22 protein-coding genes are annotated in these 17108 nt (G+C 70.4%); 10 read left to right on the top strand and 12 right to left on the bottom strand.

What is annotated here, in order from left to right:
- Positions 1 to 9: 9 nt before the first annotated feature.
- The 4 genes from IF61_RS0122760 to IF61_RS0122745 form a co-directional block, all read right to left on the bottom strand.
- Positions 10 to 297 carry a hypothetical protein gene (locus tag IF61_RS0122760; RefSeq protein WP_030368359.1) on the bottom strand — a complete coding sequence of 96 codons (288 nt, stop codon included), beginning with the start codon at positions 295 to 297 and terminating at the stop codon, positions 10 to 12.
- Positions 294 to 671 carry a DUF6247 family protein gene (locus tag IF61_RS0122755; RefSeq protein ID WP_030368358.1) on the bottom strand — a complete coding sequence of 126 codons (378 nt, stop codon included), beginning with the start codon at positions 669 to 671 and terminating at the stop codon, positions 294 to 296. The genes IF61_RS0122760 and IF61_RS0122755 overlap by 4 nt, the downstream gene beginning before the upstream one ends.
- A 122-nt stretch (positions 672 to 793) precedes the next feature.
- Complete coding sequence (locus IF61_RS35965; protein ID WP_157848651.1) at positions 794 to 949, bottom strand: hypothetical protein; 156 nt, start codon at positions 947 to 949, stop codon at positions 794 to 796.
- Positions 946 to 1164 carry a hypothetical protein gene (locus IF61_RS0122745; protein WP_052392941.1) on the bottom strand — a complete coding sequence of 73 codons (219 nt, stop codon included), beginning with the start codon at positions 1162 to 1164 and terminating at the stop codon, positions 946 to 948. The genes IF61_RS35965 and IF61_RS0122745 overlap by 4 nt, the downstream gene beginning before the upstream one ends.
- 105 nt (positions 1165 to 1269) lie before the next feature.
- Here IF61_RS0122745 and IF61_RS0122740 point away from each other — a divergent pair, with 105 nt between their 5' ends.
- From IF61_RS0122740 to IF61_RS0122735, 3 genes are all read left to right on the top strand, one after another.
- Entirely contained in the window at positions 1270 to 2064 is a 795-nt protein-coding gene (locus tag IF61_RS0122740) for a helix-turn-helix domain-containing protein (protein WP_030368356.1), read from the top strand.
- 21 nt (positions 2065 to 2085) lie between these two features.
- Positions 2086 to 2187 (top strand): DUF397 domain-containing protein, encoded by a 102-nt coding sequence (locus IF61_RS37485; protein ID WP_078660418.1) that lies wholly within the window; start codon positions 2086 to 2088, stop codon positions 2185 to 2187.
- A 266-nt stretch (positions 2188 to 2453) separates the two neighbouring features.
- Positions 2454 to 3407 carry a hypothetical protein gene (locus IF61_RS0122735; protein ID WP_030368355.1) on the top strand — a complete coding sequence of 318 codons (954 nt, stop codon included), beginning with the start codon at positions 2454 to 2456 and terminating at the stop codon, positions 3405 to 3407.
- 73 nt (positions 3408 to 3480) lie between these two features.
- On the opposite strand, the gene IF61_RS33495 is transcribed toward IF61_RS0122735, so the two are convergent.
- The 4 genes from IF61_RS33495 to IF61_RS0122720 form a co-directional block, all read right to left on the bottom strand.
- On the bottom strand, positions 3481 to 3957 hold the full coding sequence (locus tag IF61_RS33495; RefSeq protein WP_052392939.1) for a hypothetical protein: 477 nt from the start codon (positions 3955 to 3957) through the stop codon (positions 3481 to 3483).
- Between the two features lie 123 nt (positions 3958 to 4080).
- Entirely contained in the window at positions 4081 to 4395 is a 315-nt protein-coding gene (locus IF61_RS0122725) for a hypothetical protein (RefSeq protein ID WP_030368353.1), read from the bottom strand.
- 109 nt (positions 4396 to 4504) lie between these two features.
- Positions 4505 to 4657: a hypothetical protein gene (locus tag IF61_RS36615; RefSeq protein ID WP_211264923.1), complete on the bottom strand. Its 153-nt coding sequence runs from the start codon at positions 4655 to 4657 to the stop codon at positions 4505 to 4507.
- Positions 4658 to 4663: 6 nt separating this feature from the next.
- Positions 4664 to 5854 carry a THUMP-like domain-containing protein gene (locus IF61_RS0122720; protein WP_043190255.1) on the bottom strand — a complete coding sequence of 397 codons (1191 nt, stop codon included), beginning with the start codon at positions 5852 to 5854 and terminating at the stop codon, positions 4664 to 4666.
- 135 nt (positions 5855 to 5989) lie between these two features.
- On the opposite strand from IF61_RS0122720, the gene IF61_RS0122715 reads away from it, so the two are divergent.
- From IF61_RS0122715 to groL, 3 genes are all read left to right on the top strand, one after another.
- On the top strand, positions 5990 to 6901 hold the full coding sequence (locus tag IF61_RS0122715) for a polysaccharide deacetylase family protein (protein ID WP_107043102.1): 912 nt from the start codon (positions 5990 to 5992) through the stop codon (positions 6899 to 6901).
- A 432-nt stretch (positions 6902 to 7333) separates the two neighbouring features.
- Entirely contained in the window at positions 7334 to 7642 is a 309-nt protein-coding gene (gene groES / locus IF61_RS0122710) for a co-chaperone GroES (RefSeq protein ID WP_030368351.1), read from the top strand.
- Positions 7643 to 7736: 94 nt separating this feature from the next.
- Positions 7737 to 9359 carry a chaperonin GroEL gene (groL, locus tag IF61_RS0122705; protein ID WP_030368350.1) on the top strand — a complete coding sequence of 541 codons (1623 nt, stop codon included), beginning with the start codon at positions 7737 to 7739 and terminating at the stop codon, positions 9357 to 9359.
- Between the two features lie 158 nt (positions 9360 to 9517).
- Here the strand turns inward: groL and IF61_RS0122700 are convergent, their stop codons facing one another.
- The 3 genes from IF61_RS0122700 to IF61_RS0122690 all read right to left on the bottom strand — a co-directional run bounded on the left by IF61_RS0122700 (position 9518) and on the right by IF61_RS0122690 (position 11904).
- Complete coding sequence (locus tag IF61_RS0122700) at positions 9518 to 10216, bottom strand: ester cyclase (protein WP_030368349.1); 699 nt, start codon at positions 10214 to 10216, stop codon at positions 9518 to 9520.
- Positions 10217 to 10307: 91 nt separating this feature from the next.
- Positions 10308 to 11081, bottom strand: coding sequence for an SDR family NAD(P)-dependent oxidoreductase (locus IF61_RS0122695; protein ID WP_030368348.1), 774 nt, complete (start codon positions 11079 to 11081; stop codon positions 10308 to 10310).
- 148 nt (positions 11082 to 11229) lie between these two features.
- Positions 11230 to 11904 (bottom strand): MOSC domain-containing protein, encoded by a 675-nt coding sequence (locus IF61_RS0122690; RefSeq protein WP_030368347.1) that lies wholly within the window; start codon positions 11902 to 11904, stop codon positions 11230 to 11232.
- Positions 11905 to 11984: 80 nt separating this feature from the next.
- Here IF61_RS0122690 and IF61_RS0122685 point away from each other — a divergent pair, with 80 nt between their 5' ends.
- A complete protein-coding gene (locus IF61_RS0122685) occupies positions 11985 to 12896 on the top strand; it encodes a LysR family transcriptional regulator (RefSeq protein WP_030368346.1) in 912 nt (303 codons plus the stop codon).
- 211 nt (positions 12897 to 13107) lie between these two features.
- Here the strand turns inward: IF61_RS0122685 and IF61_RS0122680 are convergent, their stop codons facing one another.
- Positions 13108 to 13413, bottom strand: a complete 306-nt coding sequence (locus tag IF61_RS0122680) for a WhiB family transcriptional regulator (protein WP_030368345.1) — start codon at positions 13411 to 13413, stop codon at positions 13108 to 13110.
- 400 nt (positions 13414 to 13813) lie between these two features.
- Here IF61_RS0122680 and IF61_RS0122675 point away from each other — a divergent pair, with 400 nt between their 5' ends.
- From IF61_RS0122675 to guaB, 3 genes are all read left to right on the top strand, one after another.
- Entirely contained in the window at positions 13814 to 14425 is a 612-nt protein-coding gene (locus IF61_RS0122675; RefSeq protein WP_003948568.1) for a response regulator transcription factor, read from the top strand.
- A 368-nt stretch (positions 14426 to 14793) separates the two neighbouring features.
- On the top strand, positions 14794 to 15396 hold the full coding sequence (locus IF61_RS0122670) for a sigma-70 family RNA polymerase sigma factor (RefSeq protein WP_030368344.1): 603 nt from the start codon (positions 14794 to 14796) through the stop codon (positions 15394 to 15396).
- 163 nt (positions 15397 to 15559) lie between these two features.
- Positions 15560 to 17062, top strand: a complete 1503-nt coding sequence (gene guaB / locus IF61_RS0122665) for an IMP dehydrogenase (protein ID WP_030368343.1) — start codon at positions 15560 to 15562, stop codon at positions 17060 to 17062.
- Positions 17063 to 17108: the final 46 nt, after the last annotated feature.

Below are 17108 nucleotides of genomic sequence, written 5' to 3'. Positions count from 1 at the left end.
GGGCCGGGGTCAGAGGTGTTCGAAGGGCGGGACGATGCGGGTGACGACGATGAGCTTCCTGCGGGGAAGTGCCATCACGTACATCCACCCGTTCGGCGGGAGCCTCAGTTCCCGCATTCCGCCGGGACCGCCGTGACGAGGCCCCTTACCGATCCCGGTCACGTCGACCCCCAGCGCAGCGAGCTCCACCAGATCCTGCGCCGCCTTCTCGGCCAGAGCTACTACGGTCTGGGGTAATCCCGTGATGACGTGGTCCCGATCAGGGTCGTAGACCCACTTCCACTCCTCGTCGCTCACCGACCGGCCGCCCCACGGCCGAGCCCGGCCTCGGCAAGAGCCTGATCCAGGATCCGCCCGATGGCGGAGATCGCTGCCAGCGCTTCGTCATCGGTGTCGGCTTGCTCGGCGGTTACCTCAAGGCGCCGCATCAAAGCCGCACGCTCCGGGTATCTCTCGATGGCGACGAACACCGCCCACTGCCCGACCAAGCGCTGCATAGGGCCCGCGATGCCGCTCTCCCGGGCCTGCTTGAGGGCTTCCGTGCGCTCGGCGTCGAAGGCTGCCAGCGATCGCGGTGCCACCTGGGCGATCGCGGCGCGCAGGTCCTCGGGGTTGTTCGCCGGCTGGGGGATCAAGGGGAAGTCCGGCTCTTCGGATGCAGCGGTGCTCATGGGACAGCACTCTCCAGGGTCGCGTCGGCCGCACCGCTGACGGTCCCCGGTGGCACCGGCGCTGCGGTGTGCTGAGTGGAGCACCTCAAGCTTAGAGGGGGCGGCGGGAAAACTGCTGCTGATCACCGGGGCTCGACCTCCGGGGCCCCGGTCCCCGCGGCGCGGCTCAGCTCCGCGACGGCGGTGTGGGCCGCGTCCGGGGACTCGGCCGCGGCGACCGCCGCGCGGAGGTCGTCCGGGGTGTGGCCGGACGGCTCCTCCGGCGCGGCGGCGCTCACACGAGCCTCCGCATGAGGTTCGCCTCGATGACGCGGGCGCGGAGGTAGATCCGGAGGGCCGTCACCTCGATCGAATCGACCGGGCAGTCCCAGCCGGCGCCTCCGCCGGGCGGGTGCAGGTGCAGCAAATCGCCTGTGACCGTGATGACTTGACCGACCCGGTCGGTCCGCGTGTCGATGACGTACGCCCCGAGAGGCGGAATTTCCTTGTTCACGCCACCAAGGGTTACGGCCCGTCGTTAGCCTCGGGAGTTCGTGCGGCGGTACTCACGGCGAGGGTACCGGTGATCTTCACAGGAAGGTGGGGCGCGGTGACGAGTATGGGCTCTCAACCACCGATGACGTGGCGACTTTGCGGCAACCAGGCGAAGCTCTGGCGCACGCGGGCGGGGGTCACGCGGGAGGAGTTGGCGCGCGAAGCCAACTATGACTTCGAGACCGTGAAATCCATGGAGCAGGGGCGTCGGAGGCCGACGGAGCGGTTCCTTCAGGTGACGGATGACATGTGCGGGGCGCATGGGTTTCTGATCGCGATGCAGGACTATTTGGGGCCGGAGCCGGCCGTGAACCAGGGGGAGGACTTCTTCCGCTACGAAGCGGAGGCGATTTCGTTCAGTTCGTACGAGCCGCTGCTCATTCCTGGATTGCTCCAGACCGAGGGGACGATGCGCGCGCTCTTCGGCAGCGCGTGGCCTCCGCTGAATGATGAGGTGATCGAAGAGCGGGTGACGGTGCGACTGGGCCGTCAATCCTTGCTGGACAAGCGATCCGTGGCTTTCGCCTTCGTAATCGGTGAGGATCCTCTTCGCCACCCGGCCGGTGACGTAGAGGCTCACAGGCGTCAGCTCGCGCACGTGCTGGAAGTCGGTCAGCGACGCAACGTGGTGATTCGGGTGATGCCCGCAGGCCGCTGCAAGATTGGCAGTTCTTTCGTGATGCTGGAGATGCCCAGCAGGAATCGGGTCACCTATCAGGAGGCCAATGGCGTAGGCAGGTTGGACGCGAGCATCGAGCGGGTAAGTGCCTTCGCTCAGCAGCAAGCGGAGGTGGGCTGGCTGGCGTTGAACCCCACCGAATCGACTCGCTTCGTCGAGAAGGTGATGGGGGAGCTGTAAGTAAAGGGGGTTGGTGGCGCCGTGCGCGTGCGGGACTCCAAGCAAGCGCCCGGCGCCCAACTGGGCTTCCCCGCACGGGCATGGGCCGCCTTCGTGGGCTACGTGACGGGTCGCGAGACCTGACCGTGCGCTCCGGGCTTCGGGTGTCGGACCCCGAGCTCTCTTTCTGTGGAATGGGTGGGGTGATAACCCACCCACCCACCCTTCCGCGTGCGCGGCATGCGCGCCGCGTGGTCAACCGCCCCGCATACCACACGAGTTCATTTTCGGAGACCGGGTTGCGACGAACGGTCACGGCCCTCTAGCGTTCGCAGCAACAAATCAGCCCCGGCAGGTGCGCCAACACCTAACCGGGGCTTGACCACCAAGATCGACAGGACCTCGATCCCATGGCTGAGGCCAACTCTAACGCCGACGCGCGTCCCGCACACGTACACCCCAAGGCCAAGCCCGGCTACGGCAAGCGAACCGCTCCCGACCAGGCACGCCGCACCTCGAACGACTTCGCGCACCTCCCGGCCCGGGAGGCGTCGATCGCCGCATTCATCGACCGTCTGCCCGAAGGTGCGGCGATGGATGCGAAAACCCTTGCGGCGCACATCCCGGACTACGGACAGGCGGCCTGCCGCACCGCCCTGCACCGCCTCACCGACGAAGGCCACCTCCGCAGGGTGACGGAGCGGACCAGGGGTGACGACGGCAGCAACCACTGGGTGACCAGGACGTACTTCTCGCGGACGCCGCGGGACGACGACTGGTGGGCGGACTTCCAGGCGGGAAACGTCCCGGAGTCGCGACCGCGCCCGGAGCCGAGCCCCGAACCGCGCCCCGAACCACGTCCGGAGCCTCCGGAGCAGCCGGAGTCGCAGCCGCGAGCGGCAGGTAAACCGCCCCGCTCGCAGGCGTACGAGGGGCTGGCGTTGGCGGGCCGCATGGATCCGCGGATGACGCTGTCGGCGAGGGACTGCAAGACGCTGGAGCCCCTCGCAGAGGAATGGCTGGCCAGGGGAGCGAGCCAGGAGGACATCGCACGGGAACTCACGGCCGGCCTGCCGCCGGAGGTCCACCACGCGGCCTCCGTGGCGCGCTACCGCCTCCAGGAGAAGCTCCCTCCGGAACGCCCGGCACCGGAACCGGCCGCCACGGGCCGGGTCATCCGCATCATGGAGTGCATGCTCTGCCGGGCACCGGGCCGCCCGGAGGCGCTGCCGGGCGGCTTCTGCCGCGACTGCCGCAGCGAACCGGCACCGCCCGTCACGTACGCGATCCCGCCGCAGGAGGTCCGTCGCCGCGCAGACGCGATCCGAGCGTCCATCCGAACCCCCGAAAGGAGCACAACGTGAGCGTTCAGGAATTGCCCTGCCTCACCGTGGAAGGTGTTGCCCCGCACCCCGCTCCGCACCCCGTCCCGCGCGGTCACTGCCCCCCGAACCGGTTCTCCTGCTGGTTGTTGTCACCCGCCTGGAACGCCGTCGGCCCGCGGAAGACCTTTCCCGACACCTGGCCACCCGCCCCCGCCCCCGCCTCCACCGGCGTCTCGAATTCCTTCACCAGAGCCCGCAGTTCCTCCGCCACCGGCTCCCGCTCCTCCGCCGGAAGGTCTTCCAGCAGCGATTCGAAACGGCTCTGCCAGGCGCCCTCCTGGCGGTCCCGTACCCGCGCGGCATCGCCGGAACCGGGACCGGAACGGGGACCGGAACCGGAATCCGCCGCCGCGAGCACACCCGCCGTGCGGTCGAGCCGCTCCAACTCCGCCCGCTCGCGCGCCTCGTCGCCCCTCCCGAACCACCGCGCGACCCGCTCCCGCAGCCCGGTCCACGCGTCCGTCCCCGCGGCCTGTACGACCGCGGTGCCGCCCGCGGCGGCCACCGTCACCAGTGCCTCGCTCAGCATCCTGCTCGCCCCTCGTCGCAATACGGGTCCCCAAGCGGGCCCCGTGCCCGGACGCGACGCACGCTAGCGCCGAACGGACCGCCGCAGCGCCCATTTGGCAGGAAATACGACCGGCTGCCGACGTCAGTCGGATTCGCGTGCGAGCTGGAGCGCGAGGGTCTGCAGGATCTCTTCCGTCGGCGACTCCGGCGCCGTCTCGTCGTACGCGTCCGCGACCGCCTCGAAGGCCACCATCAAGCCGCTGATCAGCGCGCTCATCGGCTCGGAGAGCTGGTTGAGCACCGCGAGCCCGACCTCTTTCGCCTCCGCGCCGACCGGCACCATGAACTCGTCGGGGATGACCTCGCCGAGCAGGCTGGAAACGTAGTCCGTCCCGACACCCCCGCGCAGGGCGGTGAGCGCCGCGATGGCCTTGAGCTTGATCTCGTTCTCGGTCATGGGGCGAGCGTAGGAGCAATGGCGGCCGGGGCGGCGGCCGCCGCTCGGCAGGCCCCTGGCTGTCGCCCGGACGGGCACTCCGGGGACGGCCCCTGGCGGCTTGCCCGTCTCAGCCCTTGTGGGCCTTGCGATATGCCTCGTCCAGCTCGGTGGGCTTGCGCCGCAGAATGTAGAAGTCGGGGATGGCCAGGGAAACGGTCAGGCTTGTCCACCGGCTCGGTGATGGGATCGGCGGCCATCGCTGGCCTCCCTTGTCGCCCATGCCAGGCTACGCCCGGACCGGATGCCCCAGCAGCATCGTCGGAGCCCCCGCCACGCGCGTGAGTACGATCAGACAAGAGTTCACCCCTTCGAGTTTCAGCTTCTTGCGGAGCTCCTCCGGCTCGATCGCCGAGCCGCGCTTCTTCACGGTCACGACCCCCACCTTCCGCTCTCGCAGCAGCGCCTTCAGCTTCTTCAGGTTGAACGGGAGCACGTCGGTGATCTCGTACGCCGACGCGTAGTCCGTGGCCCGCAGCTCGTCGCTCGTCACGTACGCGATCGTCTCGTCGATCAGGCCGCCGTCGCCCAGCTCCGCCGCCACGTCCGCCACCAGGTGCGCGCGGATCACCGCGCCGTCCGGCTCGTACAGATAGCGGCCCACTGCCCGGACCGCCGGGTCCGGGAGCCCCGCGCCCACGAGCGAGTGACCGCCCGGCAGCAGCGTCGCGCGCCGCGCGCCCGGGGCCGTGCCGAACCACAGCACGGCCTCCTTCACGTCGCCCCCGTCGGAGATCCACTCGGCCTCGGCGTCGTCCGGGATCGCCTCGTGCGGCACCCCGGGTGCGATCTTGAGGGCGGCGTGCGGGGCGCGGCGGGCGGCTTCGATCGCCCATGAGAGGGGCGGGGAGTACGCCTCCGGGTCGAAGATGCGGCCGCGGCCGCCGCGGCGTGCCGGGTCGACGAAGACCGCGTCGTAGCCCGCGGTGTCCACCTCGGCCACGTCCGCGCAGCGCACCTCGATGAGCTCCGCGAGCCCCAGCGCCTGCGCGTTCGCGCGCGCGACCTCGCAGGTCAGCGGGTCGCGGTCGACGGCGAGGACGCGGATGCCCAGCCGGGCCAGCGCGATCGCGTCGCCGCCGATGCCGCAGCACAGGTCCGCGACCGAGCGGATGCCGAGCGCGGCGAAGCGGGCCGCGCGGTAGTCCGCCACGGAGCGGCGCGTCGACTGCTCCACGCCGTTCGGCGTGAAGAACATCCGGTACGCGTCCTCCGCCCCGAACTTCGCCACCGCCCGCTGCCGCAGCCGGGCCATGCCGAGCGCCGCCGAGACGAGCTCCGCGGGGTGGTCTCGGCGCAGCCGGGTCGCCGTGGCCAGCTCCTTGGCCGGGTCGTGGTCGCGCAGCTCGGCGAGCAGGCTCCGGCCCTCTTCAGTGAGGAGGGCGCTGAAGGCGGTGAGGGATTCGTTCGGTGCTGGCACCCGGTCATTCTCGCCCAGCGCCTCCGGCGGGCAGCCCCCGACGGGCGGGCGCGACGGGCGCGGGCAGGCCGCCCCTTCTGCCCAGCCTCTGCCCGACTTCTGCTCGGCTCGAACGCATGCACAACAATCGGAGGTGTGAGCTCCCCTATATCCGGTCCGATAGCCGCCCGCGCGGTATCCGCCCGCCCGGTATCCGCCCGCGCGGCCGCCGTCACCTCGCTCCTGCTGGCCCTGCTCCTCAGCGGCTGCTCCGGTTCCTCCGGCGGCGGCAAGGGGCCCGCGGCGTCTCCCGCTCCGCGTACGGACACGGCGGCCTCGCCCTCGGCCTCCTCCGTTTCCTCCGCCCCCGACGCCGCCGCCTACCGCCGCTGGGGCCTCGACAAGCCCCTCGCCGCGCCCCCGGCCCCGCCCTCCGCCAAGCTGACCGACGGGTTGAAGCCCGGAGCCGCCCCCAAGGTGATCCGGCGCGTGCCCACCAACGACAAGGTCGTCTTCCTGACCTTCGACGACGGTGCGGAGAAGGACCCGGAGTTCGTGAAGATGGCCAAGGACCTCAAGCTGCCCTTCACGATGTTCCTCACCGACGACATCGCCCGCGCGGGCACCGGCTACGGCTACTTCGAGCAGCTGCGCGGCGAGGGGAACCGCAACAGCATCAACAACCACACGCTCTCCCACCCCAACCTGCGCACCCTCTCCGCCGACGCCCAGCGCCGCGAGATTTGCGGGCAGCAGGACGTCCTGGAGAAGCGGTACGGCGGCAAGCCGCCCCTTTTCCGTCCGCCCTACGGCAACTACAACGACGCCACCCTCGCCGCGGCCGGCGGCTGCGGGGTCAAGGCGCTACTGCTGTGGGAGGCGACGATGCAGATCAACGACATGCGCTACGCGGAGGGCGACAAGCTGCGCCCCGGCGACATCGTCCTCGCCCACTTCCGCGGGCCCTCGGAGCTCAAGGGCACGACGATGGCCAAGATGGTCGCCAACATGCTGCGCAGCATCGAGCGGCAGGGCTTCACCGTGGCCCGTCTGGAGGACTACGTATAGGCCCGGGCGGGCAGAGCCGGGTGCGGGCCGGGCACGTAGAGCACCGCAGGAGCACCGCAGGAGCACCGCAAGAGCGCTGCAGGAGCACCGCAAGAGCGCTGCAGGAGCACCACAGGGGGATCCGGAGGATTACGACCCGCGGCCCGCGGGCAGATCCACTTCCGCGTCGCTCCGGGGCTCGTCCGGCCGTGGGCGTACGCCCGCACGGCCGGGGGCTTACCCCCAGGGGTGAACCGCAGGCTCGCCGCACGGCGAATTGGCACTCCGCTTGACCGAGTGCTAACCGCGTCATAGTCTCGGCTCCGTTGGCACTCTCCACCCGGGAGTGCCAAACGCAGCGACGGGCAGAATCCGGCACCCGCGACGACGGATCTACCTGGTCGCCACCTCAGACAGATAACCCCGTGAATCTCCGAAGGGGGAGGTCGGATCGTGACGACCGCCAGCTCCAAGGTTGCCATCAAGCCGCTCGAGGACCGCATCGTGGTCCAGCCGCTCGACGCCGAGCAGACCACGGCCTCTGGCCTGGTCATTCCGGACACCGCCAAGGAGAAGCCCCAGGAGGGCGTCGTCCTGGCCGTGGGCCCGGGCCGCTTCGAGGACGGTCAGCGTCTTCCGCTCGACGTGAGCGTCGGCGACGTCGTGCTCTACAGCAAGTACGGCGGCACCGAGGTGAAGTACAACGGTGACGAGTACCTCGTCCTCTCGGCTCGCGACGTGCTCGCGATCATCGAGAAGTAATTCACCCCGTTTGATGTGATCTGCGCCCTGGTTCCCGTGTGTGTATGCCGCCGGGGTCCGGGGCGCAGTTCGTTTGAGAGGACTTGAAGCAACCATGGCGAAGATCCTGAAGTTCGACGAGGACGCCCGTCGCGCTCTCGAGCGCGGTGTCAACAAGCTGGCCGACACGGTCAAGGTGACGATCGGCCCCAAGGGCCGCAACGTCGTCATCGACAAGAAGTTCGGCGCCCCGACCATCACCAACGACGGCGTCACCATCGCCCGCGAGGTCGAGATCGAGGACCCGTTCGAGAACCTGGGCGCCCAGCTCGTCAAGGAGGTGGCGACCAAGACCAACGACATCGCGGGTGACGGCACCACCACCGCGACCGTCCTGGCCCAGGCGCTGGTCCGCGAGGGCCTGCGCAACGTCGCCGCCGGCGCCTCCCCGGCCGCCCTGAAGAAGGGCATCGACGCCGCGGTCAAGGCCGTCTCCGACGAGCTGCTCGCGACCGCCCGCCCGATCGACGACAAGGCCGACATCGCCGCCGTCGCCGCCCTGTCCGCCCAGGACAAGCAGGTCGGCGAGCTCATCGCCGAGGCGATGGACAAGGTCGGCAAGGACGGTGTCATCACCGTCGAGGAGTCCAACACCTTCGGCCTGGAGCTGGACTTCACCGAGGGAATGGCCTTCGACAAGGGTTACCTGTCGCCCTACATGGTCACCGACCAGGAGCGCATGGAGGCCGTCCTCGAGGACCCGTACATCCTCATCCACCAGGGCAAGATCTCCTCCATCCAGGACCTGCTGCCCCTGCTGGAGAAGATCATCCAGGGTGGCTCCTCCAAGCCGCTGCTGATCATCGCCGAGGACGTCGAGGGCGAGGCCCTCTCCACCCTCGTCGTCAACAAGATCCGTGGCACCTTCAACGCCGTGGCCGTCAAGGCCCCGGGCTTCGGCGACCGCCGCAAGGCGATGCTGGGCGACATGGCCACCCTGACCGGCGGCACCGTCGTCGCCGAGGAGGTCGGCCTCAAGCTCGACCAGGTCGGCCTGGACGTGCTGGGCTCCGCCCGCCGCGTGACCATCACCAAGGACGACACCACGATCGTCGACGGCGGCGGCGACTCCGCCGACGTCCAGGGCCGCGTCGCCCAGATCAAGGCCGAGATCGAGTCCACGGACTCCGACTGGGACCGCGAGAAGCTCCAGGAGCGCCTCGCCAAGCTCGCCGGTGGCGTCTGCGTCATCCGCGTGGGTGCGGCCACCGAGGTCGAGCTCAAGGAGAAGAAGCACCGTCTGGAGGACGCCATCTCCGCGACCCGCGCCGCGGTCGAGGAGGGCATCGTCTCCGGTGGTGGCTCCGCGCTCGTCCACGCCGTCAAGGTGCTCGAGGGCAACCTGGACAAGGAGGGCGACGAGGCCACCGGTGTCGCCGTCGTCCGCCGCGCCGCCGTCGAGCCGCTGCGCTGGATCGCCGAGAACGCCGGCCTCGAGGGCTACGTCATCACCTCCAAGGTCGCCGAGCTCGACAAGGGCCAGGGCTTCAACGCCGCCACCAACGAGTACGGCGACCTGGTGAAGGCCGGCGTCATCGACCCGGTCAAGGTCACCCGCTCCGCCCTGGAGAACGCCGCCTCCATCGCCTCCCTGCTGCTCACGACCGAGACCCTGGTCGTCGAGAAGAAGGAAGAGGAAGAGGCTGAGGCCGGTCACGGCCACGGTCACTCGCACTGACCTCACGCCGCGGAGCGGCGGTAGCCGCACGACAGCGGTAGCCGCACGGCGGTAGCGATCCGGAGCCCGGCACCCCTGGTGGGTGCCGGGCTCCGGCCGTTCACATCCGCGCTCTCAAGTGCTTCGCTCAAGCGCTTCGCTCAAGTACTTGAGGACGCCTACACCGGGCCCGACTCCAGCTGCCGCTTCAGCCCCAGCATGTCGTAGACCCACCAGCCCTCGGCGATCTTCCCGGCCCGGAAGCGGAACGTGGTGGAGCCCTCCATGGTCACTTCCTGCCCGGTGGGCTGGTGGCCCATGAAGTCGCCCTGGTGGGTGCCGCGCCAGGTCCAGCGGGTGGCGACCTCGTCGCCCTCGGCGAGCTGGGAGTGGAGGGCGAAGTCGAAGTCGAACGCGCCCCGCCAGCCCTCGACGTCGGAGCGCATGGCGTCCAGGCCCACGACGGTGGGCTCCTCCTTGCCGATGTCGTGGTCGCGGTAGTCGGCGGTGAAGAGCTCGTCCATCAGAGCGAGGTCGCCGTCCCGCGCCACGTCCTCGAAGAAGCGGCGGGCGGTGGTCCTGTTGAGCTGCTCGTCGCGGACCACGTCGAGGTCGGTGAAGACCGGCATCCCGTCGCAGAGCGCGACCATCTCGGCGAAGATCCGGTCGGTCTCGGGGAGCTTGGAGTTGCGCATCGCGTCCTCGTAGGACGGGAACTCCACGATCTCCACGTAGTGGCCGTCCTGCGCGCGGTCCCTGCCCACGATCGAGTGGGTGGCGGTCCGCTTCCCCTCGGTCGCGGCGACCCAGTCGTCCATCAGCCGGTTCATGTCCTCGTACCGGCTCGTCCTACAGTCGATGATCTGTACGAATGTCATGGCGCCTCCCGGGTGATATGTCCAGGTTAGTCCTGGAGGGATCACCCGGGAGGGTGCGGATGAGAGCGGGGGTGAGGGCCCGTACCGCGCGCTACTTCAGCCCGTACTTGCGGCCCGTCGTCGACGACGCACGCGACACCACCCTGCGCGGTGCCAGCTTCATCAGCCCGGTCATGGCCTTGTACCGCGGGTCGGGCACCGACAGCGTCTTGCCCTGCGACAGGTCCCGCAGCGCCGCCGTCACCACCTTGTCGGCGTCCAGCCACAGCCAGCCCGGCACGTTGTCCGTGCCCATCCCGGCCCGCTGGTGGAATTCCGTCCGGACGAAGCCGGGGCACAGCGCCATCAGCCGCACCCCGCTCCCGGCCAGGTCGCGCGCGGCGCCCTGGGTGAACTGCACGACCCAGGACTTGCTCGCGCCGTACGTGCCGCGCGGGACGAACGCGGCCACCGACGCCACGTTGACCACCGCGCCGCGCTTGCGCTCGCGCATCCCCTCGGCCGCCGCGGACGTCAGCCGCAGCACCGCCTCGCAGTGCACCCTGAGCATCTTGAGCTCGTCGGCGAGGGACACCTCCAGATAGCCGCCCTTGTTGCCGAACCCGGCGTTGTTGACCAGCAGGTGCACCGGGCGCTCGCGGTCGCGCAGCCGCGCCTCGACCGCCTCGATGCCCTCGTCCTGGGAGAGGTCCGCCGGGAGGATCTCCACCTCCACACCGTGCCGGTCGTGGAGCTCGGTCGCGTGCCGGCCGAGCCGCTCCTCGTCGCGGGCCACGAGAACGAGGTCGTGCCCGTCGCCCGCCAGGCGGCGCGCGAACGCGGCGCCGATCCCGGCCGTCGCCCCTGTGATCAAAACAGTCGTCATACCGGAACGGTAGAGCCCGGCAGCCGCCCGCGCAGATGCCGTACGACGTTTTGACGGCTTGTCGGGCGCTGATTGACGGTCACCGGGCAGCGGACGGAGCCCTTCGGGCCGCCGGCCGGCCCTCACCGGCCGGCCGCCCGGGGCGCCGTCAGAGGCTCGCCTGGTACGCCAGGACCTTCTTGCGTGTCTCGGGGTGAAGGGCGTCCCCGGCTGCCAGAACGCGGGGGAGCAGCGTCCGCTCGACCGTGTTCGCACGGAAGAGGAAGGACACCGTCACCTCGTGGTCCGGGCGGTGGACGACGGTGACCGGATCCCCCGCGCGGATCTCGCCCGGCTCTATCACCCGAAGGTAGGCGCCGGGGGCTGCCTCCTGGGTGAACCGCTTGAGCCAGCCCGCCTCGCCCAGCCAGGTGGCGAACGTACGGCAGGGGATACGGGGCGCGCTGACCTCCAGCACCAGATCGGGGCCGATGCGCCAACGCTCACCTATGCGCGCGCCATTGACGTCGACTCCGCTGGTGGTGAGGTTCTCGCCGAAGGAGCCGTTGGGCAGGGGGCGGCCGAGCTCCTGCTCCCAGCGGTCCAGGTCCTCGCGCGCGAACGCGTACACCGCCTGGTCGTCCCCGCCGTGGTGGCGCAGGCTGACGATCGTGTCCCCCGCGAGGCCGCTGCCGCCTATGCCCTTGGGGCCGGGAGCGGCCACGGCGACCGGGCCGTCGACGGGGCGCTTGTCGATCGCGGTGGCCAGGCCGGCCTCGAAGCCGGGCACGCCCGGGATGTCCGCCGTACCGGCGCGGCCCACATTCACGGAGAGCAAGTACATGAACTGAGAGTAATCGGCGATGACCCAAAGGCGCCACCGATTATTTCGCGACGCCCCCAAGGTGGCCTTATGCTCGCCGTATGATCGAGGCTCGTCATCTGAGGGTGCTGCGCGCGGTGGCCCTGACCGGTTCGTTCTCGGCCGCTGCCCGGGAGCTGGGCTGCACCCAGCCCGCCGTCAGTCAGCAGATGAAGGCGCTGGAGCAGTCCACGGGCACGCCGCTGCTGGTGCGCACGGGTCGCGAGATGCGCCTCACCCAGGCCGGCACGGCCCTCGTCCGGCACGCCTCCGGAATCCTGGCCGGGCTGACCGCGGCCGAGGAGGAGATCGCGGCCATCGCCGGGCTGCGGGCGGGCCGCGTGCGGCTCGTGTCCTTCCCCAGCGGCAGCTCGACGCTCGTGCCGGGCGCGCTCGCGCAGATGCGGGCGGCGCACCCGGGCACCGAGATCTCCCTGGTCGAGGCGGATCCGCCGCGCTCGGTGGAGATGCTGCGCGACGGCGAGTGCGAGATCGCGCTGGCCTTCCGCTACCCGGACGTCCGCGGCTCGGACCCCGCCGCGAGCGCGGAATGGGAGGACCTCGTCGTCCGCCCGCTGCTGACCGACCGGCTCATCGGCGTCGTCCCGGAGGGCCACCGGCTGGCCGGGGCGGACCGGATCGGCATCACCGACCTGGCCGAGGAGCCCTGGATCGCGGGCTGCCCGCGCTGCCGGCGGCACCTGGTGGAGGTCTGTGAGAGCGCGGGCTTCACTCCGCGCATCGACTTCGCGACCGACGACTATCCGGCCGTGTTCGGCCTGGTCGGCGCGGGGCTGGGCGTCGCGGTGATGCCGGAGCTGGCGCTGGAGACCGTACGCCCCAAGGGGGCGCGGGTGGTTCCGGTGGAGCCCGCCGTGCACCGTGAGATCGTCGCCCTGACCCTGCCGGACCTGGCGCGGGTGCCGGCGGTGGACGCGATGCTGGACAAGCTGGCGGGCACGGCGGGGCGCTAGGGCCTCCGGCGGGCCTTCGCCGGGGGTTGCGGGCGGTCCGGCACTCGCCGGCAGGCGTCGCTGTGCCGGGGCAGGAGGGGGCGGCCCGGCGGGGCAGGGCAGGCCGGAGGAGACCCGCCGCTACGGCGCATCACCCCTACGGCGGCGGTCCGGCGGGGCGCCGGATCCCCGCGTCCCCGCGTCCGGTGATCCGCCGGGCGGGCTGTGGCGCTTACGAGCCGGCCGCGGCGATGGCTCTGTGTCGCGCGCGGCCCATCAGCTCCTCACGCTCGTCCTCGGTGAGGCCGCCCCACACGCCGTAGGGCTCCCGTACGGCCAGCGCGTGCGCCGCGCATTCCGCGCGGACCGGACACCGCATGCACACCTCTTTCGCCGAGGTCTCGCGTGCGCTGCGGGCGGCGCCGCGCTCGCCCTCCGGGTGGAAGAACAGCGAGCTGTCGACCCCGCGGCAGGCTGCCAGGAGCTGCCAGTCCCACAGGTCGGCGTTGGGACCGGGAAGCCGGGAGAAATCTGCCATTGCTATCCCCTCGAAGCGAACGGTCTGCCGGGCGGATGTAAATATGACTGATTGCGAATCTAGTCATAGACACCAGCAAATGGGAAGAAAAACTGCTCCTCATGGGCAAATGGGGCATAGCGCAGTTGTGACGCGGGTGGGGCGGGGTTGTGGCAGGGGTGGCGCGGCGGGCGCCCCCAATGCGCCCTGCTCCGTGTCCACGCCCTCACGTAGAGTGCCGAACGTGCTCGACCGACCCCGTAACTCTTTCGGGTGACCGTCGTTGAGAGGGCGGAGGCGGTTGACGGATGAAGCAGTCGGGCAGGTGTCCGACCCGGCGCCAGAGTCGTCGATCGCACAGGTGACGATCAGTACCAGCCTGGAGGCTCAAGGTGACGCGCATCAGCTGCGGAGGACGGTCATGACATCCGTCCTCGTCTGCGACGATTCCCCGCTTGCCCGTGAGGCGCTCCGCCGTGCGGTGGCGACCGTGCCCGGTGTCGAGCGTGTGACGACGGCAGCCAACGGCGAGGAAGTCCTCCGCCGCTGGGGAGCCGATCGTTCGGACCTGATTCTGATGGACGTACGCATGCCCGGACTCGGCGGTGTCGAGACCGTTCGCCGGCTGCTGTCGGCGGACCCCGGGGCCCGCATCATCATGCTCACCGTCGCCGAGGACCTCGACGGTGTCGCGCTCGCGGTCGCCGCCGGAGCGCGCGGATACCTGCACAAGGACGCCTCGCGCGCCGAGCTGCGGGCCACCGTGACGCAGGCCCTCGCCGACCCGACCTGGCGGCTCGCCCCGCGCCGGCTCCGCTCGGCCGAGATGGGCGCCGCACCCACGCTCACCGCGCGCGAGATCCAGGTGCTCGAGGGGATGAGCCACGGCCGCTCGAACGCGGAGATCGGGCGGGAGCTCTTCCTCTCGGAGGACACCGTCAAGACGCACGCCAGGCGCCTCTTCAAGAAGTTGGGTGCCTCGGACCGGGCGCACGCCGTGGCGCTCGGCTTCCGCTGGGGCCTGGTCCGCTAGGGCGCGGCGTGGCGCGCAGCGTCGTGAGGTCGCGGTGCGCGCCACCCCCGTGGGCGATCCGCACCGCGGCCCCACCGCTCGGCGCCCGACGCCGAAACTCCGAGGGATGCCGCATCCTTGGAGTGTGACTCCTCCCCGGCAGGAGCCGAGGCATCGCACTCGGCCCCAAGAGACCTCATGACGGAAAAGCCTTGCCCCGTGCCGCGCGGCGCGGGCACAAGCTATCGGTGGAGTCGTGAGTGCTGGGGCGGGCATACCCGAAAGGGGAGGCGCTAGACGTGAGTGCGAGGACACCGACGCGTAACGGTTCTACGGACAACCACGAGGGTGGTGCCGAGGAAGCTGCCACGCCGAGGCACCATGGACCGATGCGCGAAGACGACACCAAGGGGCCTCCGGCGGCGGCCGCCCCGGGAGAGATCGGCGCCCTTGTCGCCCGCGCTGTCGAGGGTGACCGGCGGGCCACCCACGATCTGCTCGCCCTGGTGCACCCGCTCGCGCTGCGCTACTGCCGCACCCGGCTGTCGCGCCTGCCGGGTGATGCCCGTCACTTCGTGGACGACCTCGCGCAGGAGGTCTGTCTCGCCGTCCTGTGCGCCCTGCCGCGCTACCGCGACACGGGGCGCCCCTTCGAGGCCTTCGTCGTGGCCATCGCCGCGCACAAGGTCGCCGACCTCCAGCGGGCCGCCATGCGCCACCCCGGCAGCACGGCCGTGCCCTCCGACGAGATGCCCGAGCAGCCGGACGATTCGCTCGGGCCGGAGGAGCGGGCCCTGCTCAGCAGCGATGCCGAGTGGGCCAAGAAGCTCCTCGCCAGCCTTCCGGAGAACCAGCGCGAGCTGGTCCTGCTGCGCGTCGCCATCGGTATGACCGCCGAGGAGACGGGTCAGATGCTGGGCATGTCGCCGGGTGCGGTGCGGGTCGCGCAGCACCGGGCGCTCAGCAGGCTGCGCGCCCTGGCCGAGCAGTAGCCGAGCAGTGGCCGTGGCGGCGTGGATCTCCACCACCTCCTCGGCAGCCCCTCTTCGTACGAATCTCCAAGTGACGCGATCCTCAGCCGTCGTGGAATGGGACACGTGTGACGGCCGTTAGCATGGGAGTCCGCGCTGGGGCAAGACCATTTGGGAAGGTGTCATGACTGACAACGTCGACGGAATGCCCGGGAAATTCGCGATGCTCGGTCTGACTTACGACGACGTCCTGCTGCTGCCGGGCGCTTCGGAGGTCCTGCCGAACGCCGTCGACACCTCCTCCCGGGTCTCGCGCAACGTCCGGGTGAACATCCCGCTGATGTCGGCGGCGATGGACAAGGTCACCGAGGCACGCATGGCCATCGCCATGGCCCGCCAGGGCGGCGTGGGCGTCCTGCACCGCAATCTCTCCATCGAGGACCAGGCCAACCAGGTCGACCTGGTCAAGCGCTCCGAGTCCGGCATGGTCACCGACCCGATCACGGTCCGCCCGGACGCCACCCTCGCCGACGCGGACGCCTTGTGTGCGCGCTTCCGCATCAGCGGCGTGCCGGTCACCGACGCCGCCGGCAAGCTGCTCGGCATCGTCACCAACCGCGACATGGCCTTCGAGCTGGACCGCAGCCGCCAGGTGCGCGAGGTCATGACGCCGATGCCGCTGGTCACGGGCAAGGTCGGGATCTCCGGCGAGGACGCCATCGAGCTGCTCCGCCGCCACAAGATCGAGAAGCTGCCGCTGGTCGACGACGCCGGCGTGCTCAAGGGCCTCATCACGGTCAAGGACTTCGTCAAGGCCGAGCAGTACCCGAACGCCGCCAAGGACTCCGAGGGCCGCCTGATCGTCGGTGCCGCCGTGGGCGTCGGCGACGAGGCCTACGAGCGCGCCCAGGCGCTCGTCGAGGCCGGTGCCGACTTCCTGGTCGTCGACAGCGCCCACGGCCACAGCCGCGGCATCCTCGACATGATCGCCAAGGTCAAGTCCAACATCAACGTCGACGTCGTCGGAGGCAACGTCGCCACCCGCGACGGCGCCCAGGCGCTCATCGACGCCGGTGTCGACGGCGTCAAGGTCGGCGTCGGCCCGGGCTCGATCTGCACCACCCGTGTCGTCGCCGGCATCGGCGTCCCGCAGGTCACCGCGATCTACGAGGCCGCGCAGGCGTGCCACGCCGCGGGCGTGCCGATGATCGGCGACGGCGGCCTGCAGTACTCGGGCGACATCGCCAAGGCGATCGCCGCCGGTGCCGACGCGGTGATGCTCGGCTCGCTGCTCGCGGGCTGCGAGGAGTCGCCGGGCGAGATGGTCTTCATCAACGGCAAGCAGTTCAAGTCCTACCGCGGCATGGGCTCGCTGGGCGCCATGCAGTCGCGCGGCCAGGCCCGCTCCTTCTCCAAGGACCGCTACTTCCAGGACAACGTCCTCTCCGAGGACAAGCTCGTGCCCGAGGGCATCGAGGGCCAGGTGCCCTACCGCGGCCCGCTGGGCTCGGTGGCCCACCAGCTCATCGGCGGCCTGCGCGCCTCCATGGGCTATGTCGGCTCGGCCAACATCCAGGAGCTCAAGGACAAGGGCACCTTCGTCCGCATCACGTCCGCGGGCCTCAAGGAGAGCCACCCGCACGACATCCAGATGACGGTGGAGGCGCCGAACTACTCCCGCCGGTAGGTCTCCCTACTCCCGCCGGTAGTAGTACGTGTTTCAAGCACTTTAC

This window comes from Streptomyces roseoverticillatus, assembly GCF_000719265.1.
Lineage (GTDB): Bacteria > Actinomycetota > Actinomycetes > Streptomycetales > Streptomycetaceae > Streptomyces > Streptomyces roseoverticillatus.
Note: the sequence above shows the minus strand (reverse complement) of the source record. Positions and strands in the feature narration are given on the sequence as shown.

Coding starts and splice junctions, on each gene's coding strand:
- IF61_RS36615 (WP_211264923.1), bottom strand. CDS start 4,657: ATGGGCGACAAGGGAGGCCAGCGATGGCCGCCGATCCCATCACCGAGC.
- IF61_RS0122670 (WP_030368344.1), top strand. CDS start 14,794: ATGCGCGAAGACGACACCAAGGGGCCTCCGGCGGCGGCCGCCCCGGGA.
- IF61_RS0122695 (WP_030368348.1), bottom strand. CDS start 11,081: ATGACGACTGTTTTGATCACAGGGGCGACGGCCGGGATCGGCGCCGCG.
- IF61_RS0122675 (WP_003948568.1), top strand. CDS start 13,814: ATGACATCCGTCCTCGTCTGCGACGATTCCCCGCTTGCCCGTGAGGCG.
- IF61_RS0122680 (WP_030368345.1), bottom strand. CDS start 13,413: ATGGCAGATTTCTCCCGGCTTCCCGGTCCCAACGCCGACCTGTGGGAC.
- IF61_RS0122740 (WP_030368356.1), top strand. CDS start 1,270: ATGGGCTCTCAACCACCGATGACGTGGCGACTTTGCGGCAACCAGGCG.
- IF61_RS0122755 (WP_030368358.1), bottom strand. CDS start 671: ATGAGCACCGCTGCATCCGAAGAGCCGGACTTCCCCTTGATCCCCCAG.
- IF61_RS0122690 (WP_030368347.1), bottom strand. CDS start 11,904: ATGTACTTGCTCTCCGTGAATGTGGGCCGCGCCGGTACGGCGGACATC.
- IF61_RS33495 (WP_052392939.1), bottom strand. CDS start 3,957: ATGCTGAGCGAGGCACTGGTGACGGTGGCCGCCGCGGGCGGCACCGCG.
- groL (WP_030368350.1), top strand. CDS start 7,737: ATGGCGAAGATCCTGAAGTTCGACGAGGACGCCCGTCGCGCTCTCGAG.
- IF61_RS0122700 (WP_030368349.1), bottom strand. CDS start 10,216: ATGACATTCGTACAGATCATCGACTGTAGGACGAGCCGGTACGAGGAC.
- guaB (WP_030368343.1), top strand. CDS start 15,560: ATGACTGACAACGTCGACGGAATGCCCGGGAAATTCGCGATGCTCGGT.
- IF61_RS0122685 (WP_030368346.1), top strand. CDS start 11,985: ATGATCGAGGCTCGTCATCTGAGGGTGCTGCGCGCGGTGGCCCTGACC.
- IF61_RS0122725 (WP_030368353.1), bottom strand. CDS start 4,395: ATGACCGAGAACGAGATCAAGCTCAAGGCCATCGCGGCGCTCACCGCC.
- IF61_RS0122735 (WP_030368355.1), top strand. CDS start 2,454: ATGGCTGAGGCCAACTCTAACGCCGACGCGCGTCCCGCACACGTACAC.